Consider the following 22,477-nt stretch of genomic DNA (forward strand, 5'->3'; position numbering starts at 1 on the left):
CGAGGCAAGCAGGCATAACCCTAGTGAGAATATTATCTTTTTTTAAGATTTTTTATTGAAGAAATGTTAATTGCCTAGTAGTACGATAAGTAGCGGCATATATTCCTTCAATGCGAGTGCCAAATATTTTCGGGCCTTGGTAATATGAAACTCAACGCCTTTCACCGACAGATTCAAATCCTCGGCAATATCGGCATTACTCATACCCCCCAATCGGCTCTTCTTAAACACAAGGGCCGTCTTTTCAGGTAACTGATCGAACTGTGTTTTTATCTTATCCACCAGTTCCTTCATCTCCATCTCACTCACCGATTCTTCACTCTGCTGAATCAAGGCCTGTAATATTGTTAAGCTGGTACTCGGATTGGATTTCTCCTTACGCAGATGGTCAATACAGGCATTTTTAATGCTCCGGTACAAATACTTTTCAAATTCCGTTTGATTTAACTCATATAGCTTGCGTTCCCACACCTTCACAAAAAGCTCTTGTACAATATCACGACAAACATCAAAATCAGTCACAAAACCATTTGCATAATGCACAAAACGCGCGTAATAGCAATCATACAGGTCTGCAAACACTACATCTGCCCCCTTCTGCTTATCATGACTTTTGCTAGTAAATTTGACGCTCATTAATAAAGTTGTATCCTTAATCGACGGTTGTTATCCTGCAAACCTAACAAAACAATAACAAATCCCATGAACATAGGCTCAGTATTGCAAATAAAACAAACTGTGATTGCTTGAACTAACCTAGCGCCCCTCCATCTGACGGCGCTTTCGCCATGCCCAGACAAAGAAACCGGGAGGTGCAAAAAGAAAGGTAGGTATCGTACTGATAAAAGGCTCAGGAGTACCCTTTAATGAATGAACACCAAAGGTTAGCGCCGAAGTAAGAAGCGTAGGAAGCAACACTGCCAATAGCAATGCTTTGGCACGATGAGTAATGTGGAGAACGATATTCTCGGTCATCTTCGTCATCACACCTCCAATAAAAAAAGTATAAAGTGCCTGCTTTGATGCCGCCACAAGACCCGGCTCCCATCCATATCGATAATTGACCGCAAACACGATGGCACCCAGAAACAGGGCACCTGCACTTCCCATCTTAACATCAATTACCTTACTATTCAAAATGAAGTTGATCAAACGCATAGAACCCCTAAGATAAAATAAAAAAAGACCTTTAAATCATACGATTCGCAGGTCTTTATAAAAGCTTTTAAGTGACCCCGGCGGGAATCGAACCCACATCATAGGAACCGGAATCCTACATTCTATCCATTGAACTACGGGGCCGTAGCGGATCACAAAGGTAAAAAATTATTTCTATGCACCAACCGCGTCATTGCCAAAAGCCACCCCGAATTGCCGTAAGAATCTATCATTATGAGCAATAAGATGGGACAATACTTGTATTTTTAGTGACAAGTTTGCATTTTAAATGAATAGTAGAAGTCCAATAAATAACAAATCAACCCCATGAGAAAACAAATACTCATCCTGTGCCTTGCTATACAAGCTGCTGCACTGGCCCAAAATGATAAATTAACACTAAGCAATGGTGACTATCTCGAAGGTGAGATAAAAGGCATGAACAGAGGCGTACTAAAAATTGAAACAGACTACAGCGACAGTGACTTTGCTGTTGAGTGGGAAGGCATTGCCAGCATTACCACCAGGACCTTCTTTTTGGTATCGCTCAGCAATGGCAACCGACACAGTGGAACACTGACTACTCTCAACGATCAAAAAGTAGAGATAACCAGCAGCGAGGGAAACAGTATTTTAGTAGATGCGCAGGAAATCGTATTTATGGAATCGGTAAACCGGGATTTTTGGAGTAAAATAAACGCCTCCATAGACTTTGGCTGGGATCTTACCAAGGCCAATACATTGCGACAAGCCTCACTGCGCAGTAATATCGGCTACCAGGCAGAGCGCTGGGCCATCAACACCCATTATAACGCATTTGCCTCCAATCAGGACAGCGTAGAACGTGTTAGCCGTGACGATGCCAGAATTGGCTTCCGTTATTATTTTCAAAAGCGTTGGTTTGGGGGCGTTTCAACTACCTTCTTATCCAATACTGAACAAAAGCTGAGACTAAGAACCAATGCTCAGCTGGGGGCTGGCACCTACCTTTTGCACACCAACCAAGCATATTGGAGCGTATCCCTTGGACTTTCATACAACAGCGAACACTACGTAACAAGCAGCGATGACCGCGAGAGCATGGAAGGGGTTATCGATACCGAGCTAAACCTTTTTGACACGGGCGACTTAAGCCTCCGGATCAAAGTCACTGCTTACCCGGGACTTACTCAGTCGGGTCGTTGGCGTTCGGATTTTAATACCGATGTTAAATACGATCTGCCGAAAGATTTTTACATTAAAATAGGATTGACACTCAATTATGACAATCAGCCCGTAGCCGGAGCATCCGATACTGACTATGTGTTTGCCACAGGCTTTGGTTGGGAATTGTAACAACCTCAAATCTGTATAATATGAAGAAGATGCGATCCTGAACATACCGCATCAGTTCCCTATACACATCTTGCTTCGAGGGAACTTTTCCTGATATTCAACCCACTCCGGGGTTGGTGAATAATGCACGATGAACACCACAGGTTGTCACCTGTGGCTATGGATATTTGAACCCTTCGGGTTCAGAATTAAGATCCACTGACGCATACTCAAGGCTCTCATTCATATATGAACCGTTCCTTATTCACTTTTAAGTCCTTCGAGGTCTAAGAAAAGTACTTGCTGTATAAGCGCTGTATACACTCTTCCCTTTGCCTTTGAAGGCAAGGGGAAGTATACTGCCATAGGCAGTGGGATGGGGATCATGACGGTCTTTCGCAGCAATCGATCGCAGCTCTATCTGCATAAGGGAAATCAGATGCGATCCTGAAAATATCGGAGCGATTCCTTATGTGCATCTTGCTTTTAGGGAACCGTTCCTGATATTCAACCCACTCCGGGGTTGGTGAATAATGTACGATAAACACCACAGATTGTCTCCTGTGGCTATAGATATTTGAACCCTTCGGGTTCGGAATTAAGATCTACTGACGCATACTCAAGGCTCTCATTCATATATGAACCGTTCCTTATTCACTTTTAAGTCCTTCGAGGTCTAAGAAAAGCATTTGCTGTATAAGCGCTGTGTACATTCTTCCCTGTGCCCCTGAAGGCAAGGGAAGTACGCTGCCAAAGGCAGTGGGATGGGGATCACAACGATCTTTCGCAGCAATGGATCGCAGCTCTATTTGCATAAGGGAAATCAGATGCGATCCTGAAAATAACGCAACAGTTCCCTATGCACATCTTGCTTCGAGGGAACCGTTCCTGATATTCAACCCACTCCGGGGTTGGTGAATAATGCACGATGAACACCACAGGTTGTCTCCTGTGGCTATAGATATTTGAACCCTTCGGGTTCAGAATTAAGATCCACTGACACACACCCAAGGTTCTCATTCATTGACACATGCACTGTTCCTCAATTACTTTTAAGTCCTTTGAGGTCTAAGAAAAGCATTTGCTTCATAAGCGCTGTGCACATTCTTCCCTTTGGCCTTGAAGGCAAGGGGAAGTACGCTGCCATAGGCGGTGGGATGGGGATCATAACGGTTTTGATCCGCAATGGATCACATTAAAACGTACGTGCGTCCAATACAAATAAAAAACACCGAAGAAATTATTCTTCAGTGCTTTACCTATTCTTAGTAGTAGCGGGGGCCCGACTCGAACGGACGACCTTTGGGTTATGAGCCCAACGAGCTACCAACTGCTCCACCCCGCAATATATTTTCATTGCGTAAACAATATTTCAAAAGAAAGTCGGAAAGCAATCATTCTTTCCGACTGAAGTAGCGGGGGCCCGACTCGAACGGACGACCTTTGGGTTATGAGCCCAACGAGCTACCAACTGCTCCACCCCGCAATATATTTTCATTGCGTAAACAATATTTCAAAAGAAAGTCGGAAAGCAATCATCCTTTCCGACTGAAGTAGCGGGGGCCCGACTCGAACGGACGACCTTTGGGTTATGAGCCCAACGAGCTACCAACTGCTCCACCCCGCAATATATCTTAATAACACGCTTGTTATCTTTCTCAATTGCGGTTGCAAATATAGAGCTTATCTTTTTATTGTGCAAATAAAAAAATCAAACTTCCCATGCTCTTTTTCAAAACGCAAGCACCAAACAGCAGGATCACAGACCTCAAGATAAAAATCATCCGATTTTAAAAAAATATATACAAGGCCTTTCCTCTTTATAGTAGTCTGCAAGGCCGATAAGCACAACATTCGTTTTCGTTATACGCACCAAAGACAAAGTGCATTGAATAACAAACGTATAAGATCTGATTTCCCTTTTCAACTGAAACTTATCAAATCATTTTGTCTAAGGTTGTCGCTCAGCTTTGCATTGCTTACTTTTGCATGTTAATAAAAAAAGCAAGTAATGAGCGAGGTTAAAAAAACAGAGTTAGGTCAACTGGGAGAGTTTGGTTTGATCCACCATTTAACAGATAATATTAAGCTGAAACACTCCAGCAGCCTAAAGGGAGTGGGCGATGATGCAGCCGTACTGGATTTTAAGAATAAGAAAACAGTTGTTACCACTGATCTATTGTTGGAAGGCATTCACTTTGACCTTACCTACACTCCACTGAAACACCTGGGTTATAAGGCCGTAGTGGTTAACGTAAGTGATGTGTATGCCATGAACGCCACGCCCAAACAAATCACTGTTTCACTAGGCTTAAGCGCTAAAATGTCGGTGGAAGCACTAGACGAATTATACGAAGGCATCTACGCCGCCTGCGACTACTACAATGTTGACCTGGTAGGTGGCGACACAAGCGCTTCTCTAACCGGCCTTACCATTAGCGTAACCGCACTGGGCGAAGCCGAAGCAGACAAGATATGCTACCGATCGGGTGCCAAAGCCAACGACCTTATCTGCGTGTCGGGCGACCTGGGCGGCGCCTACATGGGACTTCAACTGCTCGAAAGAGAAAAAAAGATTTATGCCGATAACCCGGGCGTACAGCCCGACCTGAGTGGCTATGACTACATACTGGGTCGCCAGCTCAAACCTGAGGCACGCAAGGAAGTATGCACCCTTTTAGAGAAACTTGACGTGGTGCCCACTTCCATGATTGACATTTCCGATGGTCTGTCGAGCGAGCTGCTGCACATCTGCACCCAGTCCAAAACCGGCTGTCGTCTTTACGAAAACAAGATCCCCATCGACCCCACCACATCCATGCTGGCCGAAGAAATGGGCATTAACCCCACAGTAACAGCCTTGAACGGTGGCGAAGACTACGAGTTACTCTTTACGATTAAACAGGAGGACTACGAGAAATTTAAAGATGCCGGCGATGCTAATATATACATCATTGGTCACATCACGTCCGAGACCAAGGGATGCTGCCTGGTAACCAACGCCGATCAGGAGGTGGAACTGCAAGCGCAGGGATGGAACCCCATCAAAAACAAAGACTAAGGCCGGCAGTACGCTCAATAAATCTTGTATGGAACGGTTCTCTGCCACAAGGCACTTATAAAGAACCGTTCCGTAAACAATTTATAATATAGAGTTTTCAAAAGGCACTACAAGGTATGCTTAATGAACAGCGCTCATCACTGAACATTAACCACCCCACTAACAGTTATTAAATAATATATATCATTATTCAGTAAACGATTTCCCATGTACGAATATATCAGCGGTAAAATTGCCGAATCAAGCCCTGCCCATGTTGTTATCGATGTAAATGGCCTTGGCTACCTCTTACACATCTCTCTCAATACCTTTACCCGCCTCGATGGCAAAAAAGAAGCCCAACTGTTTGTCCATGAAAACATCAGAGAAGATGCCTTTGCACTCTATGGCTTTGCAGAGCCATCGGAGCGCGATTTGTTTCGGCACCTCATATCGGTATCTGGCATTGGAGCCAACACAGCACGCATGATGCTGTCTTCACTATCGGCCGAGGAATTGCGGGGTGCCATATTAACCGATAATGTGAACGTAATAAAAGGGGTAAAAGGCATTGGTGCCAAAACGGCACAACGCGTCATTGTTGATCTGAAAGATAAATTAAGTAAAGAACCTATCGATCAGAAAATTTTCGCCTCACAAGACAATACAATTCGCGAAGAAGCGTTATCTGCTTTAGTAATGCTAGGCTTTGCAAAAAATACTGCCCAAAAAGCAGTGGATAAAATTCTGGGGCAATCGCCGGGCTTAAAAGTAGAAGAGTTGATCAAACAATCTCTTAAGATTATGTAATTAAGGATATTGCACCCTTGAAGAAAAAGCTACAATATACCATTACCTTGTTTTTTACAACCATCGTACTCACTACGATGAGCACTTCTTTACTGCACGGCAGGGAAAGCCACTATACCCACATAGCCTATCAGCAACCTGACACACTGGGCCGCACTGATCCCATTAACCTACCCTATCAGATTATCGATAAAAGTGGCAACCCCCTGCTTGAGCGGGAGGAGCAGCGTGGTATTGACCTGAATGATCCGACCAATCTGGATTACAATGCCGAGTATGATTACGAAACAGGCAGGGTAACCATCTACCGCAAGGTAGGTAACATGGATATTCGACTGCCCTATTCAATGCCCCTGGAAGATTACCTGGATTATGACACCCGCCGCTCCATTATCTCCTACTGGCGCCAAAAACAGCAGGAAGAAGCTGCCCAATATGATGACAACTCCGTATTTAATAAGATGTGGAAAAACGTGGGTGGCGAGGCTTTCGAGGGTATCTTTGGCAGTAATGCCATTAATGTGCGCCTGCAAGGGATGGCCGAATTAAGTGTGGGCATTCAATACACAAAAATTGATAACCCAACACTTCAGGAGCGATTGCGTAAAACCACCACTTTCGATTTTCAGGAGAAGATACAGATGAACCTGAGTGGTAGCATTGGTGAAAAGCTAAAGCTGGGCGTTAACTACAATACCGAGGCCACCTTTGACTTTGAAAACCAGATGAATCTGGAATATGAAGGCGGTGAAGATGACATCCTGAAAAAAGTGGAAGCCGGTAACGTAACACTGCCCCTGCCCGGTACGCTTATCACCGGAAGCCAGAGCCTTTTTGGTGTAAAGGCCGAGATGCAATTTGGAAAGCTCACGGTTACCAGCATCTTCTCCCAGCAAAAGGGCGAAACATCAGTGATGAGCATCGAAGGGGGTGCCGAAACGCAGGAATTTGAAATACATGCCGACCAATACGATCGCAACCGCCACTTCTTTCTAAGTAAATTCTTCAGGGATAAATACGATCAGGCATTGGAACGCCTGCCGCTGGTAAACAGCGCCATTAACATCACCCGCGTAGAGGTGTGGGTGACCAACAGTCGCAGCGACGTGAATGAATCGCGCAACGTGGTGGGTTTTGCCGACCTGGGTGAGAACCGCGAAAACACATTTAACACGCAATGGGCCGGCACGTCGGCTGTTTCGCCGCGTAACAACGCCAACGGCCTGTACAACGAAATGAGCCAGGGTAGCTATAGCGCTGTGCGCGACATCAACAAAGTTACGGCCACGCTTGATGGTGTGATCCTCAATACCATTGAATACGAAAAGCTGGAAAATGCGCGTAAGCTGTCCGACACCGAGTATTCGGTGCAGCCCAAGCTGGGATACATCTCGCTGAATACGGCTCTTAACGCAGATGAAGTACTGTGTATTGCCTACGAATACACCTATGCCGGCGAGACTTTTAAGGTAGGTGAATTTACCAATACACAGAACGAAGCCGAGCAGACCCTATTCCTTAAACTGCTTAAGCCCACTAACCTGTCGCCCGGTAAAATAAATGGTCGCGACAACCCAACCTGGGATCTCATGATGAAAAACATCTATTCGATTAATGCATATCAGGTTAATCGCGAAGACTTCATCATGAACGTGACCTATACCAATGACAGCACGGGGGGTAACATCAATTACCTGCCCGAAGGACCCGAAAATGCCATGGGGCAATTGTTTATCCGCCTGATGAACCTGGATAACCTGAACACCAATAACGATTATCAGCCCGACGGTATCTTTGACTATGTGAGTAACCTCACCATCAAGCCCGATAATGGCCGTATCATATTTCCGGTACTGGAGCCCTTCGGTAGTAATATGCGCGAGCAGTTGGGTGGCAGTATGGCCGATGAGCAGCTGATAAAAAAATACGTTTTTCAGGCGCTGTACGACAGCACACAGATAGTGGCCGAACAGGATGCTTCGCGTAATAAATACAAACTAAAAGGACGCTACAAATCAAGCTCTGGATCGGAGATATCGCTGAATGCCATGAACATACCGCAGGGATCGGTAATAGTTACAGCGGGCGGTATTCGCCTGGTTGAAAATCAGGACTATACCGTCGATTACACCCTGGGACGCGTACGCATTATCAATCAGGGCATCCTTTCCTCCGGCACACCCATTCAAGTATCACTGGAAAATCAGTCACTCTTTGCCCTACAGACCAAAACACTGATGGGCACCCACCTGAACTATCAGTTCAATGATAACTTTAACATAGGCGGTACGCTAATGCACCTGCGCGAACGCCCCCTGACACAAAAGGTAAACATTGGTGACGAACCTATCGCCAACACCATCTGGGGACTGAATACCTCTTTCTACACAGAATCTATGGGTATTACCGAGCTGATAGACAAATTGCCGCTGGTGGAAACCAAGGAGATGTCGAGTGTTACCTTTGAAGGTGAATTTGCCCAGTTACTGCCCGGTCATCCCAAGGTAATTGACGAATCGGGTACTTCTTACATCGATGACTTTGAAGGCACGCGGGTGCCCTACGATATGCGTAACTGGATGGCTTGGCAGATCGCCAGTACGCCCCAGGGACAGGAAGATGAGTTTCGCGAGGCAGCCCTTATCGACAATCTCTTTTCGGGCGTTAACCGGGCACGCTTTGCCTGGTATTCCATCGATCCGTTGTTTCTGCGCACCAGCACGCAAACACCCGGCCACATAAAAGCCGACGACGATCAGAAAAAGAATCACTTTGTGCGCGAGATCCTTGAGAAAGAAATATTTCCCAACCGTGAGGCACCCTACGGGCAGCCCACCAACATGCCCGTGTTGAACATCGCCTACTACCCCACCGAACGCGGCCCCTACAACTTTGATGCAGGAACAAGCAGTGCCACCACTGATGGCTACGGACACGGTATTAACCCCGATGGAACCCTTAAAATGCCGGAAGAACGCTGGGGCGGTATGATGCGTCAGATTGATGTGAATGACTTTGAGGCGGCCAACATTGAGTACATCGAGTTCTGGATGATGGATCCTTATGTGTATGACGATAACCTGGATGAAAATGAAGGAAAGATCTATTTCAACCTGGGTAACGTATCGGAAGACATACTGCGCGACACCCGCAAATCATTTGAGAACGGCTTGCCCGGGCCCGGAGAACCCTTTGATGTCGACTCTACGCAGTGGGGCTATGTATCGCGCAAGCAAAACCTGGTAAATGGCTTTAGTAACGATGGTCCCACCCGCCTGGCACAGGATGTGGGTCTGAACGGTATGAACTCAGCCAACGAACAGCGCTTCTACCGCAATGGCAACTACCCCTTCCTGGAAATCATTGAAAGCATGGGTACCGACCTGGAACAGGCTGCCCTGGATAAATTAAGACAAGACCCGGCCTCCGATGACTTCCTTTACTTTTTGGGAGGTGCGCACGATGAGAACAGAACCAGTATTCTGGATCGCTATAAGCTATTCAATAGTCCCGAAGGCAACTCGCTGCCCTCGGAATATGAAGGAGACGGCACCAAAAGGGCAGCTAAGGCACAGCCCGACATGGAGGATATTAACAACGATAACACCCTGAGTGAGAACGAAAGTTACTTCCAATATGAAGTACCCATCTCAAAAAGCACCATGAGTGTGGAGGCCAACCCATACATTGTTGATCAGCGCGATGGAAGCATAGCCGATAATGACGGCGTGAAAGCCGATTGGTACCTCTTTCGCATCCCCATCCAAAACCCCACGCAAACCATTGGCTCCATCCGCGACCTGCGAAGCATCCGCTTCATGCGTATGTTCATGAAGGGCTTTAAGGATACTACTATTCTGCGTATGGCCACCCTGGATCTGATCAAGGGCGACTGGCGTAAATTCAACGAGTCACTGTACGAAAATGCAGCAGACAATGGCAACACACAATTTGAAGTATCGGTAGTGAACATAGAGGAAAGCTCGCAGAAAACACCGGTTAACTACGTATTACCACCGGGTATCGACCGTGTGATTGACCCTGCCAACCCACAGCTGCGCGAGCTTAATGAGCAGTCGCTGTTGCTGAAAGTGCAGAACCTGGCCGGTGGCGATGCCCGTGCTGTGTATAAAAATGTGAGCATCGATATACGTCAGTATCAGCGCCTAAAAATGTTTATCCATGCCGAAGACGTGGATAATCAGGGGCTTTTGGACAATGAAATGATGGCCTTTATTCGGGTGGGAAGCGACTACAACGATAACTACTACGAATACGAAATACCGCTAAAGTTGACACCGGCCGGCGAGTACGACAATGAAGTAATTGAACAGCGTTACATGGTGTGGCCCGAGGAGAATGAGATGAACGTACCGCTCGATCTGTTTCAGACGGTTAAGCTGCGCCGCAACGACGAAAAACGTGTGGAAGGATCCAGCGTGTCATTCAACCAGGTGTATGTAATGCCTGATCCCAATAACCCCAATAACTTTGCATCGGTAAAAGGTAATCCCAACCTGAGCAATATACGCACCATCACCATGGGGGTGCGAACACGCGGCTCGCAAAGCAAATCGGTGGAGGTATGGATGAATGAACTGCGCCTGACCGACTTTAACGAAGAAGGCGGATGGGCAGCCAATGCCCGCATGACCGTGAAGCTGGCCGACCTGGGTAATGTATCGGTAGCCGGTAAAAAAAGTACGGTAGGCTGGGGTAGTATCGACCAGAATGTGCAGGAACGCAGCCAGGAGGAATTCTATCAGTATGATATTGCCACCAACCTGGAGTTGGGTAAGTTACTGGGACCCGAATCGGCCTTAAGCGTGCCTTTCTACTTTGGCTATTCTAAGTCGGTGGCCAGTCCCAAGTACTATCCGCTGGATCCGGATATCCCCTTGGATGTGGCATTGGATAACGCCGCCAATGATGCTGCGCGCGACTCCATCAAAGATATCTCCCAGAATGTGGTGAAGCGCAAAAGTGTCAACTTCACCAATGTGAAGCTGCTGCCGCAAAAGGAGAAAGTGCAATTTTACAGCCCTTCCAATATTTCGGCAACCTATTCCTATAACGAAACCTCAAAGCACGACATTGACACCGACCACGCTACAGATAAAAGCTACCGCGGAGTGCTCGCCTATAATTACAATACACGTCCCAAGGCCGTTGAGCCCTTTAAAAAAGCGGTAAAAAGTAAAAACCTGTCACTGATACGTGACTTTAACTTCTACTACTTACCCAACCAGATATCCTATCGCTGGGAGTTTGACCGCCAGTATCGTGAGGTACAGCTACGTAACAATACAGGCTCTCCCATCAGTCCCGAGCTAACGGTTTCAAAAGACTTTGACTGGAACCGATTCTTCGACATGCGCTACAACCTTACCAAATCGCTCAAACTAAGCTTTAAAGCCATCACCAATGCCCGCATTGATGAGCCCGAGGGCGCGGTGAATAAGGATTATGACCGGGATGCCTACGAGGAGTGGCGCGATGAAGTGTGGCGCAACATCAAAAGTATGGGACGCACCACCAGCTATCAGCATAATTTTGATGTGAGCTATCAGGTGCCCATCAACAAAATACCCTTACTCGACTTTACATCGGCCAGTCTTCAGTATCGCGGTATGTATCAATGGCAGGCACAGCCCATGCTCGAAACCGATACCATACAATGGGGCAACACCATCCGCAACTCCAATGTGATACAAGGCAATGGTCAGCTAAATATGAGCACCCTGTATAAGAAAATACCTTATCTGAATGAGCTGGATAAGAAATACCGCTCGTCGCGCCCCCGCCGAACAAGCAATATACGAGACGGCAAACGCACCGAGCGCTACAACAAAACCAATGTGGTGCTTACCAAAGATGAAGCCCTGGTGATCAACCACAAGCTAAAGACCACGGAAACATCAGTGCGTATATTTGATGCCACGGGTAAGCCTGTTCGCGGAGAAACCAAGGTACTGAACAAAAATAAAATTGAATTTATACCCGAGAAATCAGTGGAGAATGCCCGTGTTATGATCACCGGCACCATCACCGAAAATAATTCAGTCATCAAGAAAGTGGTGGACTATTCGGCGCTCCTACTCACCTCTGTTAAGAACGTAAGTGCCTCCTATTCGGAACAGAACGGAACCATACTACCGGGCTACACGCCTAGTGCCAATTTCATGGGTACATCATCAGGCTTCAGCGCTCCCGGTATGCCTTTTATCCTGGGCTGGCAAGACCGTGATTTCGCCATTAAGGCAGCCGATAAGGGATGGCTTACCAACGATCAGTCCATGGTGAACCCATATGTGATGACGCACGGGGATGACTTCTCCATCAAAATTACCCTGGAGCCTATTCGCGGCCTACGCATCGACTTAAATGCCGACCGCACCTACGAGCGCAACCGTAACGAATACTACATTGGCGGAAGCCCCACGGCAACCGGGCGCACAGCAAACGGACGCTTCAGCATGAGCTTCAACGCCTTCCGCACCGCTTTTTATCGTCCCGACTTAACCGGCAACGCCTCCAAAACATTCGAGGAGTTTATCAGCAATCGCGACATTATTATGCAACGCACAGGAGCAAGTAATATTAACGATCAGGATGTGCTGATACCCGCTTTTCTGGCCGCTTACTCAGGACGCAGCGCCAACAGCATCTTCACCGAGCAATTTCCGGGCTTATCCAAGATACAACCCAACTGGCGCCTTACCTACGACGGCCTATCGCGCATAAAAGCATTTCAGAAGGTGATTAAGTCCTTTGACCTGACTCATGCCTATCGCTCCACCTACAACATGGGAGCCTATGTGTCGGTAACACCTGAGACTGCAGAAGGCAGAATAATGGAGTACGATATCAATGCCATTACGGTAACCGATCAGTTTAATCCGCTGATAGGGGTAAATATTACCTGGACTAATGCCATTACCACGCGGGCTGAGATTAAGAAGGCACGTACCATGAGTCTGAGCATGGGTAACAACCAGGTGATTGAAAACTTTAATGATGAATTGGTTATTGGGCTAGGCTATCGCTTCGATAAGATGAACCTGATTTTTGGCAAAGGAAGCAGTCAGAAATCCATCAGCAACGACCTGAATATTCGGGCTGATTTCACCATACAGGATAACATCAGCTTTGTGCGGAAGATACAGGAGGACTACGGACAGGTTACAGCCGGTATGAAAATAACAAGTGTGAAATTTACTGCTGACTATGCCCTAAGCGAACGTTTTAACATGCAACTGTTCTATGATACCAAGGTGAATAAGCCCTATGTATCGCTTTCATACCCTATTACCAACTCAAACTTTGGTGTTAGTTTCCGTTTCTCACTGGCGCAATAAACGTTAGTAAAAAATAATGACACTTTACTCCAATAGAATACATGATTTTTATTAGGGTTCAGCGATACAAATACAAGGTTAAATGCTGCATTACAATACATTAAACAATAAACAAAGCATCAATAAGTGGTGATTGCTAAAAATGACATAGAATTATATTAAGAAATTCTTTACATTTGAGAAATCATAAATAAAATAAATCGTTCAATCATGAATGTACCTGAAAATCTAAAGTATACTAAAGACCACGAATGGGTTCTTGTAGATGGTGACATAGCAACCATTGGTATTACAGAATTTGCTCAAGGAGAGTTGGGCGATATCGTTTTTGTGGAAATAGAAACCGAAGACGAAGAACTTGACAAAGAAGAGGTATTTGGTACCATTGAAGCTGTTAAAACGGTTTCGGACCTGTATATGCCCATCACCGGTAAAGTTATTGAAGTAAACCCGGCACTGGAAGATCAGCCTGAGCTTGTAAACAAGGAGCCTTTTGAGGGCGGTTGGATGATTAAAGTGCAGATTGCCGACACTGCCGAGCTGGACGATTTATTAACCGGCGAACAGTACAAAGAAATTATTGGTTAATAAATACCAATTCAATAGAAAAGCGGCCCAAGGGTCGCTTTTTTTCTGCCCTCTACACTTTCTCAAAGTTTGATTATTGCTATTCAACGCACTTTGGGATTGCAAAGATAAGGCAGGAGGCTTACCACGGGTTAAAACCCATGGTTATTTATATTCAAAAGCTCAGGTTTTTAAAGTATTTAACCCAAAGTCCTAATCCGGGGTTCTGCATTTTCTTCCGCTCAAAAAGCATTTTCAAAACCTGCATAACCATGCCAAAACAGTGATGCTATCGCGCTGAAATTACTGATCAATAACGGCAAAATATTAATGCACTTGCGCTTCAAAAGCCTTTCGCAAGACCGTTAAGTCGAGACCGGGAAACTGCTTTTGGGCGGTGTCTACCTTTTGAATATGATTGCGAACAAAAGACTGATGAGCTGCCGAAGCCCGATTAAAGGGGCGATGCTGAGAAGCCTGCCTTAGTTTTGCAAGGCGATCGAAAATCGCTGTACTATCCCCATCAAAATGTGCTTCTACAAATTTACTGCGAATAAAGGCAATGGCTTGCTTTGATGGATGCAACATATCATCAGCATAAAAACGATAATCACGCAACTCATCCAGCAACAGCTCATAGGCAGGGAAGTAACAGGCCTGATCATATTCCTTGACCAGCTGATCAATGGCAAGCAATAAGCTCGCTTTGCTAAGTTGATTGCCATGGGCTCCATCTTTCCAATGTCGTACCGGACTCAGGGTAAAAATAAGCTGTAACGCGGGATTGAGCTGCCGCAAACGCGTTAGGAGTGGACGATAACAAGACAGCACATCATTAACGCTTAAGAGCTGACGGGTGAACGTGCCCGACGAATATTTATGACAGTTGGCCACAACCATATCAAGCTCGTTATGGCGATACACCCATGCTGTACCAAAAGTAATTACGATGGCCTTTGCCTTTCGTAAGAAATCACTGCTTTGCTGTAGAGAATGATTAATCCCTTTTATAAATTCACTTTTATCATCACTATTAAAGCTACTATGATGAAAGAAAGTATGATACAATCCATCGCGCTGAAAAACATCACGATCGCGATAAGGCTCGGGATTTAACAGGCGCTCGAAACCATTGGCAATGGAAGATGGGTTATACAGCACGCCAAAAGGATTCAGCATCACGTTCAGGCTAAGATCAGAAAAATAGCCCCCCATATTACTGGCGAAGCAACTGCCCATAAAAAGAATTGCATCATCGTAGCGCAGGGGACGCTCTGCCGGCCCTATGGTCACCTCGGTTCTAAAACTGTTCATTGACATCATTTGAAACTACTTAAGGCAAGAAAATACAATAAAAAAACCGCTCCATAAGCATGAAGCGGTGACAAAATTTATACGTTTTCCTATTACATAACGAGTTTGTAGCCCTTACCGTGCACATTAATAATCTCCACACTAGGCTCATCTTTTAGGTGCTTACGCAGCTTAGTGATATAAACATCCATACTACGGGCATTAAAGTAGTTATCGTCTACCCAAATTGTTTTCAGCGCAAAGTTACGTTCCAACACCTTATTGGCATTGGTACAAAGCAATTTTAACAGCTCCGACTCCTTGGTTGTTAGCTTTATAATAGCCTCACCTTCAATTAGCTGCTGTTTTTGTGTATCAAACTTATACTTACCCAACTGATAAAACTCCTGCGCCGTATTGCCTCCTTTTGTACGGCGCAAAATAGCTTCAATGCGGAACAAAAGCTCTTCCATACTAAAAGGCTTGGTCAGATAATCATCGGCACCAATCTTAAAACCCTCAAATATATCTTCCTTCAGCGACTTGGCTGTTAGAAATATAATGGGCACCTCGGTATTTACCATACGAATATCTTTTGCTAAAGAAAAACCATCTTTCTTAGGCATCATCACATCCAGAATACAAATATCGTATTTATCAGCCATAAAGGCTTTGTAGCCTTCCTCTCCGTCGGGCAATAAGTCCGTTTTAAAACCTTTGGCCTGAAGGTATTCGCGCAGCAACATACCCAGGTTTTCATCATCTTCAGTTAAGAGGATTTTATATTCTTTTTCCATTCTTTTGTGTTTTTTAGAGGTAGGAAAATGTCAAATTTTGTACCAACTTCAACTTCGCTTTCAACAGATATCTGGCCTCCATGACCATCGATAATTTTCTTTACATAAGCCAGTCCAAGACCGAAGCCTTTTACGTTATGCACATTACCTGTTGGAACGCGATAAAACTTTTCAAATATACGTTTGAGGTTATCCTTTGATATCCCCATTCCATTATCTTTAACAGAAATTACGATTCCATTGTTCTTGTTCCATGTTTTGACATACAGAACAGGTGCCCCTTTCCTGTATTTAACGGCGTTATCGAGCAAGTTATAAATAACATTTGTAAAATGCACCTCATCCACATTAATAATGCTGTTTTTGGCTTCGAGTCGCTCTATTATCTTGCCCTGCTGATTTTCCACTTTAATGCGGAAATTATTAGTTACATGATGGATCAGATCATTAACATCGAGTCGTTTGTACTTAAAGCCCGAATTCCCTTTTTCGAATATCGCCATCTGCAACACCTTCTCAACCTGAAAACTTAGGCGTTTACTCTCATCCTGTATCACGCCCGAAATGTGCTGCAGTGTTTTAGGCGTCTTCGCCACAGCCCCATCCTTTAGCATCTGCGAAGCCAATGATATGGTTGAGATGGGTGTTTTGAACTCGTGGGTCATGTTATTGATAAAATCATTCTTTATTTGATCCAGCCGCTTTTGGCGAACAATAATAATGATCGTAACAATAGACAGCAAAATTACGATGAGGGTAAATGCAGCCGATGGAATCACTAATCCCATGGATTCAAGTATGGGATTGGGCTTATCGGTAAAATACAGTTTCAGGTAATTGGCCTGCGTATGGTAATCGTTCGGAAAAAGCAATGTAGAATACAGCTCAGAAGGATTATGATTCTCATACCCCTTGGTTTCGTATACAATTTTTCCTTTTGAGTTAATTATGGCGAACTCAAAAGGTGAGGTTATTCGATTCTCCTCCAGGTTTTCAAAGATATATTGCTCCAATCGAAAGATATCCACCCGCTTTTCAATGGGCTCGTCCTGCAAAAGTGATTTTTCTTTCGCCTCGCGCTGCTTATCATACCGGCGGCGCATTTCACTTTGTATGGCGCTCATAGCCCCCGTAAAAGGATCAATACGATCACTACCGATGTATTGAGTACGCCCCTGAAAGGTCGTCACCAACGAATCCCGTAAATATTGCGAGAAGCGATAAACACCAGCGGAGGCATTATAATTAAACTCAATACTATAATCTTGCAGAGCATGGGCGCCGGCTTCCTTTTCTTTGCCTTTAAAATACTTATTATCGCTGCGCAGTTTGGCGGGCACATTGCTATTGTCGAACGCAAACCGCGGGCTTCGGGCATAGCGCATGGCCTCATCTTTTTCCAAACGATCAACTACCTTATCGATGGACTGTTTTACGGATTTATCAAACTGCTCTTCTTCAATCTTAGAAGCATTAAGAATCCACATAGCCTGTATGTAGGTAATCCCTACCAGTGCAATGGCCATCGTAATCGTAAGTCCAAGAATGAATTTTTTACTCATAAAAACAAAAATAGCAGGCTGAAATGATTAATCTCGCCAATTAACATTAATTAACAGCGCATTTTACTAAGTCAATAATAATCACTTACTTCAAGACCTTAGTCTGCTGCATCTTGAGGGCATGACGCGCAGCATTTTGTTGAGCCTCTTTTTTGGAGAATCCCTCGCCGTGTCCTACAACTTCCCCATCCACTGCGGCTCTTGCCACAAAGGTAGGTGCTGTATCTGACGACTGATGCTTTTCTTCAGTGATAAAATGAACACTTTGCTTGTGCTTCTGTCCCCACTCTATCAACAAGGACTTATAGTTCGTGTCCTTATGAGCTACTCTTTTCAGATCGATGTAACGATATACAATTTGCTGCAGCACAAAATCCTGACATGCAGCATAACCTTTATCAACATACACCGCTCCAATAAAAGCCTCAAGGGCATCACCCAAAATACTGGTTTGGGTAATATCAATTTTCGACTGCGCATCAATCCATTCACCCAGCCCCATTTTTAGGGCAATTTTATTTAGCAAGGAACGGTTAACAATACGCGAGCGTGTTTTGGTGAGGAAACCCTCATTTTTATGGGGAAACTGCCGATATAGCTCATCCGCCACAATAGCGCCCAGCATGGCATCTCCCAGGAACTCCAGTCGTTCGTTATTCACATAACGCTTACCACCCTCCTTTTTCATGGCCGATTTGTGTACCAACGCTTGTTGATAAATGCTCAAATCACCAGGACGTAAGCCGGTGGTATTCCGTACAAAACCATAAAACGTTTCCCTCCTTAGAGGGAAACGTTTTATAATGTGCAAAAGCAGTTTAATCACAGCTTTTCTACAATGCTTTAAATACAACTGATGCATTGTGACCGCCAAATCCAAAAGTATTGGATAAAGCCACTTTCACGTCTCTCTTCTGCGCTTCATTAAAAGTTAAATTCAGCGCATTGTCAAGCTCCGGATCGTCTTCAAAGTGGTTAATGGTTGGTGGCACAACCCCATCTTTAATTGCCATGACGCATGCCATTGCTTCTAAAGCACCGGCAGCACCAAGTAAGTGTCCTGTCATCGACTTGGTTGAACTAATGTTCAACTTGTAGGCATGTTCTCCAAAAACTTCAATAATGGCTTTGGTTTCTGCTATATCGCCCAAGGGCGTAGAAGTACCATGTACATTAATGTAGTCAACATCGGAGGGATCAATGCCGTTATCGGACAGTGCACCCAGCATTACTCTCTTAGCTCCAAGACCTTCGGGATGTGGTGCTGTTAAGTGATGTGCATCAGCACTCATGCCAGCACCTACTAACTCGCAGTAGATGTGTGCACCACGTGCTTTGGCGTGCTCATATTCTTCAAGAATAATGGAAGCACCTCCTTCACCCATCACAAAACCATCACGTCCTTTATCAAAGGGGCGAGAAGCAGTCTTCGGATCGTCATTACGGGTTGATATTGCCTGCATACTACTAAAGCCGCCTAACCCGGCCTCATTAATAGCAGCTTCTGAACCACCGGTTACAAACACATTTGCCTTACCTAAACGTATGAGATTATACGCATCGGCAAGTGCATTAGTTGAAGAAGCACACGCCGAAATAGTACCAAAGTTGGGTCCGCGGAAACCATACTTCATAGAAATATGACCGGGCGCAATATCAGCAATCATTTTCGGAATGAAAAAAGGATTGAAACGTGGTGTTCCATCCCCTTTTGCATAATTTTCAACTTCCGCCTGAAAAGTATTGATACCACCAATTCCTGCCCCCCAGATAACACCTACCATATCATGGTCAATATCATCGGAATTAAGCTTTGCATCAGCAATCGCTTCGTCGGCAGCAACCATGGCATACTGGGCAAATAAATCCAGCTTACGCACTTCTTTACGGTCGAAATACGCCTTGGCGTCATAGCCCTTTACCTCACAGGCAAACTGTGTTTTAAACTTAGTGGCATCAAAATGAGTAATAGGTGCAGCACCACTTACTCCATTCACCATATTGGTCCAGGTTTCCTTTGCAGTATTACCCAGTGGAGTGATGGCACCAAGCCCTGTAACAACTACTCTTTTTAACTCCATAACTACTTTTAAAGTATCCTACAGTTTCTTACTTTGCGTTCTCTTCGATGTAAGTAACAGCGTCACCTACAGTACCGATATTCTCAGCCTGATCGTCTGGAATAGCGATGTTGAATTCTTTTTCGAATTCCATGATTAACTCAACAGTGTCTAGTGAGTCAGCTCCTAAGTCATTAGTGAAGCTTGCTTCTGGAGTAACTTCAGTCTCGTCAACTCCTAATTTGTCTACGATAATTGCCTTTACTCTTGATGCAACGTCTGACATAGCTCTAAGATTTTTAAATTAATACTAAAAAATGTTCTTAAACAACTTTGCAAAGAAATACATTTGTCGATAATAATTCAAACTTCGTGTAAAGAAAATAACAATTCGTGCCTGTTTTTAGCTACTTTTACAGCTGATTTTTGCTTTTTTTAAAACATGCAATTATAAGATAATGAAAAAGATAGTGCTATTTGCCTCCGGTTCGGGATCGAATGTTGAAAACATTGTTAAATATTTTAAAGATAATACAAAGGTCGAGATCACAAGGGTTTACACAAATAACCCAAACGCCTCAGTTATTGAACGTTGCGAAAGACTCAATATTCCCTGCCAGGTATTCGGTCGAAAAGCCTTTCGCGAAAACCTGACTATTTTAGATGAATTACAGAGCCTGACGCCCGACCTAATTGTACTTGCCGGCTTTCTTTGGCTGGTGCCACCGGCCTATGTGCAAGCCTTTCCCAACAAAATTATTAACATCCATCCTGCCCTACTACCCAAATATGGCGGTAAAGGAATGTATGGTCAGCACGTACACGAGGCAGTTGTGGCCAACAAGGAATCAGAATCGGGCATCACTATTCATTACGTTAATGAGCAATATGACGAAGGAAACATTATCCGCCAGGTGAAATGCTCAATCATGCCCAAGGATACCGCTGATGATGTAGCCCATAAAGTCCATGCTCTGGAGTATGAACACTTTCCACAAGTAATCGACGAACTACTGAAGGCCTGACCCGGACAAGATATAAAAGTACAAAGTATCAGGGTTTGAGTATTGAGACGATTGACAGCTTGCTTATATTTTCTGCAAAAAACACTAATTTCAATTGTTAGACACTAAAAAAAGAGGATGGCCACTTAACAAAGCAACCATCCTCTTTTTCTATATTGCTTTAAACTCAATTACTCAAGACCGGGCAATGGCAGTGCATCCAACTCCTGCTTTAAGGGCGCAATAAAGGCATTGTAGGCCGGCATATTCTCCTCTTTAACAGGATTAACCGGTGGAGCATCAATCTTCAGGGGATCTACTGGGCGCCCGTTTTTAAACACCCTGAAGTCGAGGTGTGGACCAGTAGATAAACCAGTTGAACCCACATAACCGATCAGTTGCCCCTGTTTCACATGCGTACCCTTACTAATGCCTTTGGCAAAACCATGCAGGTGCATGTATACTGTAGTATATACACTGTTATGTTTTATCTTCAGATAATTACCTCCACCCCGCTTCTGGTAAGCCCGTGCAATAACGCGGCCATCGCCTAGGGCGTATACGGGCGTGCCCGTGGGTGCCGCATAGTCAATACCATGGTGCGGTCGCCTTATTTTTAATACCGGATGAAGGCGGCTGTGGGAAAAGCGACTGCTGATACGAGAAAATTTCAGGGGTGCCTTCAGAAAAGCCTTGCGAAGACTTTGGCCCTCCTCATCAAAGAAATGGGCTACACTGTCTTCTTCATAATTAAAGGCGTAGTAGTCGCGTCCACGATGATGAAAGACCGCTGAATGCACCTGACCAATGCCAATACTCACCGTATCGACATATAATTCGTCGTAGCACACCTTAAAATTATCACCTTTACCAATACCGAAAAAATCGACCGTCCAGGCAAAAACCTCCGACAGTTCAATGGCCAGTAAAGGGTTAATATCGTGCTCCGTCATGGTAAGCCACAAGGATGAGTTAATAATTCCGGTGGCTGTCTTGCGCTCACGACGTATCTCTTTCACATCGCGATAAGCCGTGATGGAGTCGCCCAATGATACCACCATATAATCTGTATTATCGATGGCATAAACAAAATGGCTTAGTTGCTTCAGTGTGTCGTTACTATAAAATAAGGTATAGCGATTACCCACCTTTATCTTACGCACATCAAAAACAGGCTTTGTTCTCTCCACAATGGTATTGATGGTTGGATAATCCACCCCCGCTTTAAGAAAGATATCGGCCAAAAACTGATTGCGTTTAATGGTATGCTCCTCTATTTGAAAAGAGTCAACTACCAAGCCGTATAGCCGCTCCGGCTCAGGTATCTCAATCACCTCCAACGAATCGAGTGTCTCCTCCGTAACAACAGAACGGGGATGTTGATAGCGATGAAGCAAGAAATAGGCAAGTGGAACAAGCAACAGCACAAACGCTATCGCTGCAAATATTTTCTTTCTGGTCATATTCAAGTTGTTTTGAGGAGATGCAAGGTAGTAATAGTTGATTAGTTTTAG

15 protein-coding genes and 4 tRNA genes are annotated in these 22,477 nt (G+C 44.8%); 6 read left to right on the forward strand and 13 right to left on the reverse strand.

Features of this window, described 5'->3' with window-relative positions:
- Window positions 1-66: 66 nt before the first annotated feature.
- The 3 genes from ACRD7A_RS08280 to ACRD7A_RS08290 all read right to left on the reverse strand — a co-directional run bounded on the left by ACRD7A_RS08280 (window position 67) and on the right by ACRD7A_RS08290 (window position 1,302).
- Entirely contained in the window at window positions 67-636 is a 570-nt protein-coding gene (locus ACRD7A_RS08280; RefSeq protein ID WP_430810723.1) for an RNA polymerase sigma-70 factor, read from the reverse strand.
- Window positions 637-756: 120 nt separating this feature from the next.
- Window positions 757-1,137: a hypothetical protein gene (locus ACRD7A_RS08285; RefSeq protein ID WP_430810722.1), complete on the reverse strand. Its 381-nt coding sequence runs from the start codon at window positions 1,135-1,137 to the stop codon at window positions 757-759.
- A 93-nt stretch (window positions 1,138-1,230) separates the two neighbouring features.
- Window positions 1,231-1,302 (reverse strand) — tRNA-Arg (locus ACRD7A_RS08290).
- A 183-nt stretch (window positions 1,303-1,485) separates the two neighbouring features.
- On the opposite strand from ACRD7A_RS08290, the gene ACRD7A_RS08295 reads away from it, so the two are divergent.
- Window positions 1,486-2,493 (forward strand): DUF481 domain-containing protein, encoded by a 1,008-nt coding sequence (locus ACRD7A_RS08295; RefSeq protein ID WP_430810721.1) that lies wholly within the window; start codon window positions 1,486-1,488, stop codon window positions 2,491-2,493.
- Between the two features lie 1,251 nt (window positions 2,494-3,744).
- On the opposite strand, the gene ACRD7A_RS08300 is transcribed toward ACRD7A_RS08295, so the two are convergent.
- From ACRD7A_RS08300 to ACRD7A_RS08310, 3 genes are all read right to left on the reverse strand, one after another.
- Window positions 3,745-3,817 (reverse strand) — tRNA-Met (locus ACRD7A_RS08300).
- A gap of 68 nt (window positions 3,818-3,885) precedes the next feature.
- A tRNA-Met gene (locus ACRD7A_RS08305) sits at window positions 3,886-3,958 on the reverse strand.
- A gap of 68 nt (window positions 3,959-4,026) precedes the next feature.
- Window positions 4,027-4,099: transfer RNA gene (locus ACRD7A_RS08310), tRNA-Met, on the reverse strand.
- A 384-nt stretch (window positions 4,100-4,483) separates the two neighbouring features.
- Here ACRD7A_RS08310 and thiL point away from each other — a divergent pair.
- The 4 genes from thiL to gcvH all read left to right on the forward strand — a co-directional run bounded on the left by thiL (window position 4,484) and on the right by gcvH (window position 14,268).
- A complete protein-coding gene (thiL, locus tag ACRD7A_RS08315; protein ID WP_430812776.1) occupies window positions 4,484-5,533 on the forward strand; it encodes a thiamine-phosphate kinase in 1,050 nt (349 codons plus the stop codon).
- A 207-nt stretch (window positions 5,534-5,740) separates the two neighbouring features.
- Window positions 5,741-6,322: a Holliday junction branch migration protein RuvA gene (ruvA, locus tag ACRD7A_RS08320; protein WP_430812775.1), complete on the forward strand. Its 582-nt coding sequence runs from the start codon at window positions 5,741-5,743 to the stop codon at window positions 6,320-6,322.
- 17 nt (window positions 6,323-6,339) lie between these two features.
- Complete coding sequence (sov, locus tag ACRD7A_RS08325; RefSeq protein ID WP_430812774.1) at window positions 6,340-13,680, forward strand: T9SS outer membrane translocon Sov/SprA; 7,341 nt, start codon at window positions 6,340-6,342, stop codon at window positions 13,678-13,680.
- Window positions 13,681-13,890: 210 nt separating this feature from the next.
- A complete protein-coding gene (gcvH, locus tag ACRD7A_RS08330) occupies window positions 13,891-14,268 on the forward strand; it encodes a glycine cleavage system protein GcvH (RefSeq protein WP_430812773.1) in 378 nt (125 codons plus the stop codon).
- A 306-nt stretch (window positions 14,269-14,574) separates the two neighbouring features.
- Here gcvH and ACRD7A_RS08335 read toward each other — a convergent pair whose 3' ends face one another.
- From ACRD7A_RS08335 to ACRD7A_RS08360, 6 genes are all read right to left on the reverse strand, one after another.
- Window positions 14,575-15,561, reverse strand: a complete 987-nt coding sequence (locus tag ACRD7A_RS08335) for a GSCFA domain-containing protein (protein ID WP_430812772.1) — start codon at window positions 15,559-15,561, stop codon at window positions 14,575-14,577.
- A gap of 92 nt (window positions 15,562-15,653) precedes the next feature.
- Window positions 15,654-16,337: a response regulator transcription factor RprY gene (gene rprY / locus ACRD7A_RS08340; RefSeq protein WP_430812771.1), complete on the reverse strand. Its 684-nt coding sequence runs from the start codon at window positions 16,335-16,337 to the stop codon at window positions 15,654-15,656.
- Window positions 16,310-17,899: a sensor histidine kinase gene (locus tag ACRD7A_RS08345; protein WP_430812770.1), complete on the reverse strand. Its 1,590-nt coding sequence runs from the start codon at window positions 17,897-17,899 to the stop codon at window positions 16,310-16,312. Before ACRD7A_RS08345 ends, rprY begins: the two co-directional genes overlap by 28 nt.
- An 85-nt stretch (window positions 17,900-17,984) precedes the next feature.
- On the reverse strand, window positions 17,985-18,725 hold the full coding sequence (gene rnc, locus ACRD7A_RS08350; protein ID WP_430817940.1) for a ribonuclease III: 741 nt from the start codon (window positions 18,723-18,725) through the stop codon (window positions 17,985-17,987).
- A 7-nt stretch (window positions 18,726-18,732) separates the two neighbouring features.
- Window positions 18,733-19,980: a beta-ketoacyl-ACP synthase II gene (gene fabF, locus ACRD7A_RS08355; protein ID WP_430812768.1), complete on the reverse strand. Its 1,248-nt coding sequence runs from the start codon at window positions 19,978-19,980 to the stop codon at window positions 18,733-18,735.
- Window positions 19,981-20,008: 28 nt separating this feature from the next.
- Entirely contained in the window at window positions 20,009-20,245 is a 237-nt protein-coding gene (locus tag ACRD7A_RS08360; RefSeq protein WP_430812767.1) for an acyl carrier protein, read from the reverse strand.
- Between the two features lie 172 nt (window positions 20,246-20,417).
- Here ACRD7A_RS08360 and purN point away from each other — a divergent pair, with 172 nt between their 5' ends.
- Window positions 20,418-20,984 (forward strand): phosphoribosylglycinamide formyltransferase, encoded by a 567-nt coding sequence (gene purN, locus ACRD7A_RS08365; protein ID WP_430812766.1) that lies wholly within the window; start codon window positions 20,418-20,420, stop codon window positions 20,982-20,984.
- 170 nt (window positions 20,985-21,154) lie between these two features.
- Here the strand turns inward: purN and ACRD7A_RS08370 are convergent, their stop codons facing one another.
- Window positions 21,155-22,426 carry a peptidoglycan DD-metalloendopeptidase family protein gene (locus tag ACRD7A_RS08370; RefSeq protein WP_430812765.1) on the reverse strand — a complete coding sequence of 424 codons (1,272 nt, stop codon included), beginning with the start codon at window positions 22,424-22,426 and terminating at the stop codon, window positions 21,155-21,157.
- Between the last annotated feature and the right edge of the window lie 51 nt (window positions 22,427-22,477).

Source organism: Carboxylicivirga longa (assembly GCF_050589825.1).
In the GTDB taxonomy this organism is placed as follows: Bacteria; Bacteroidota; Bacteroidia; order Bacteroidales; family Marinilabiliaceae; genus Carboxylicivirga; species Carboxylicivirga longa.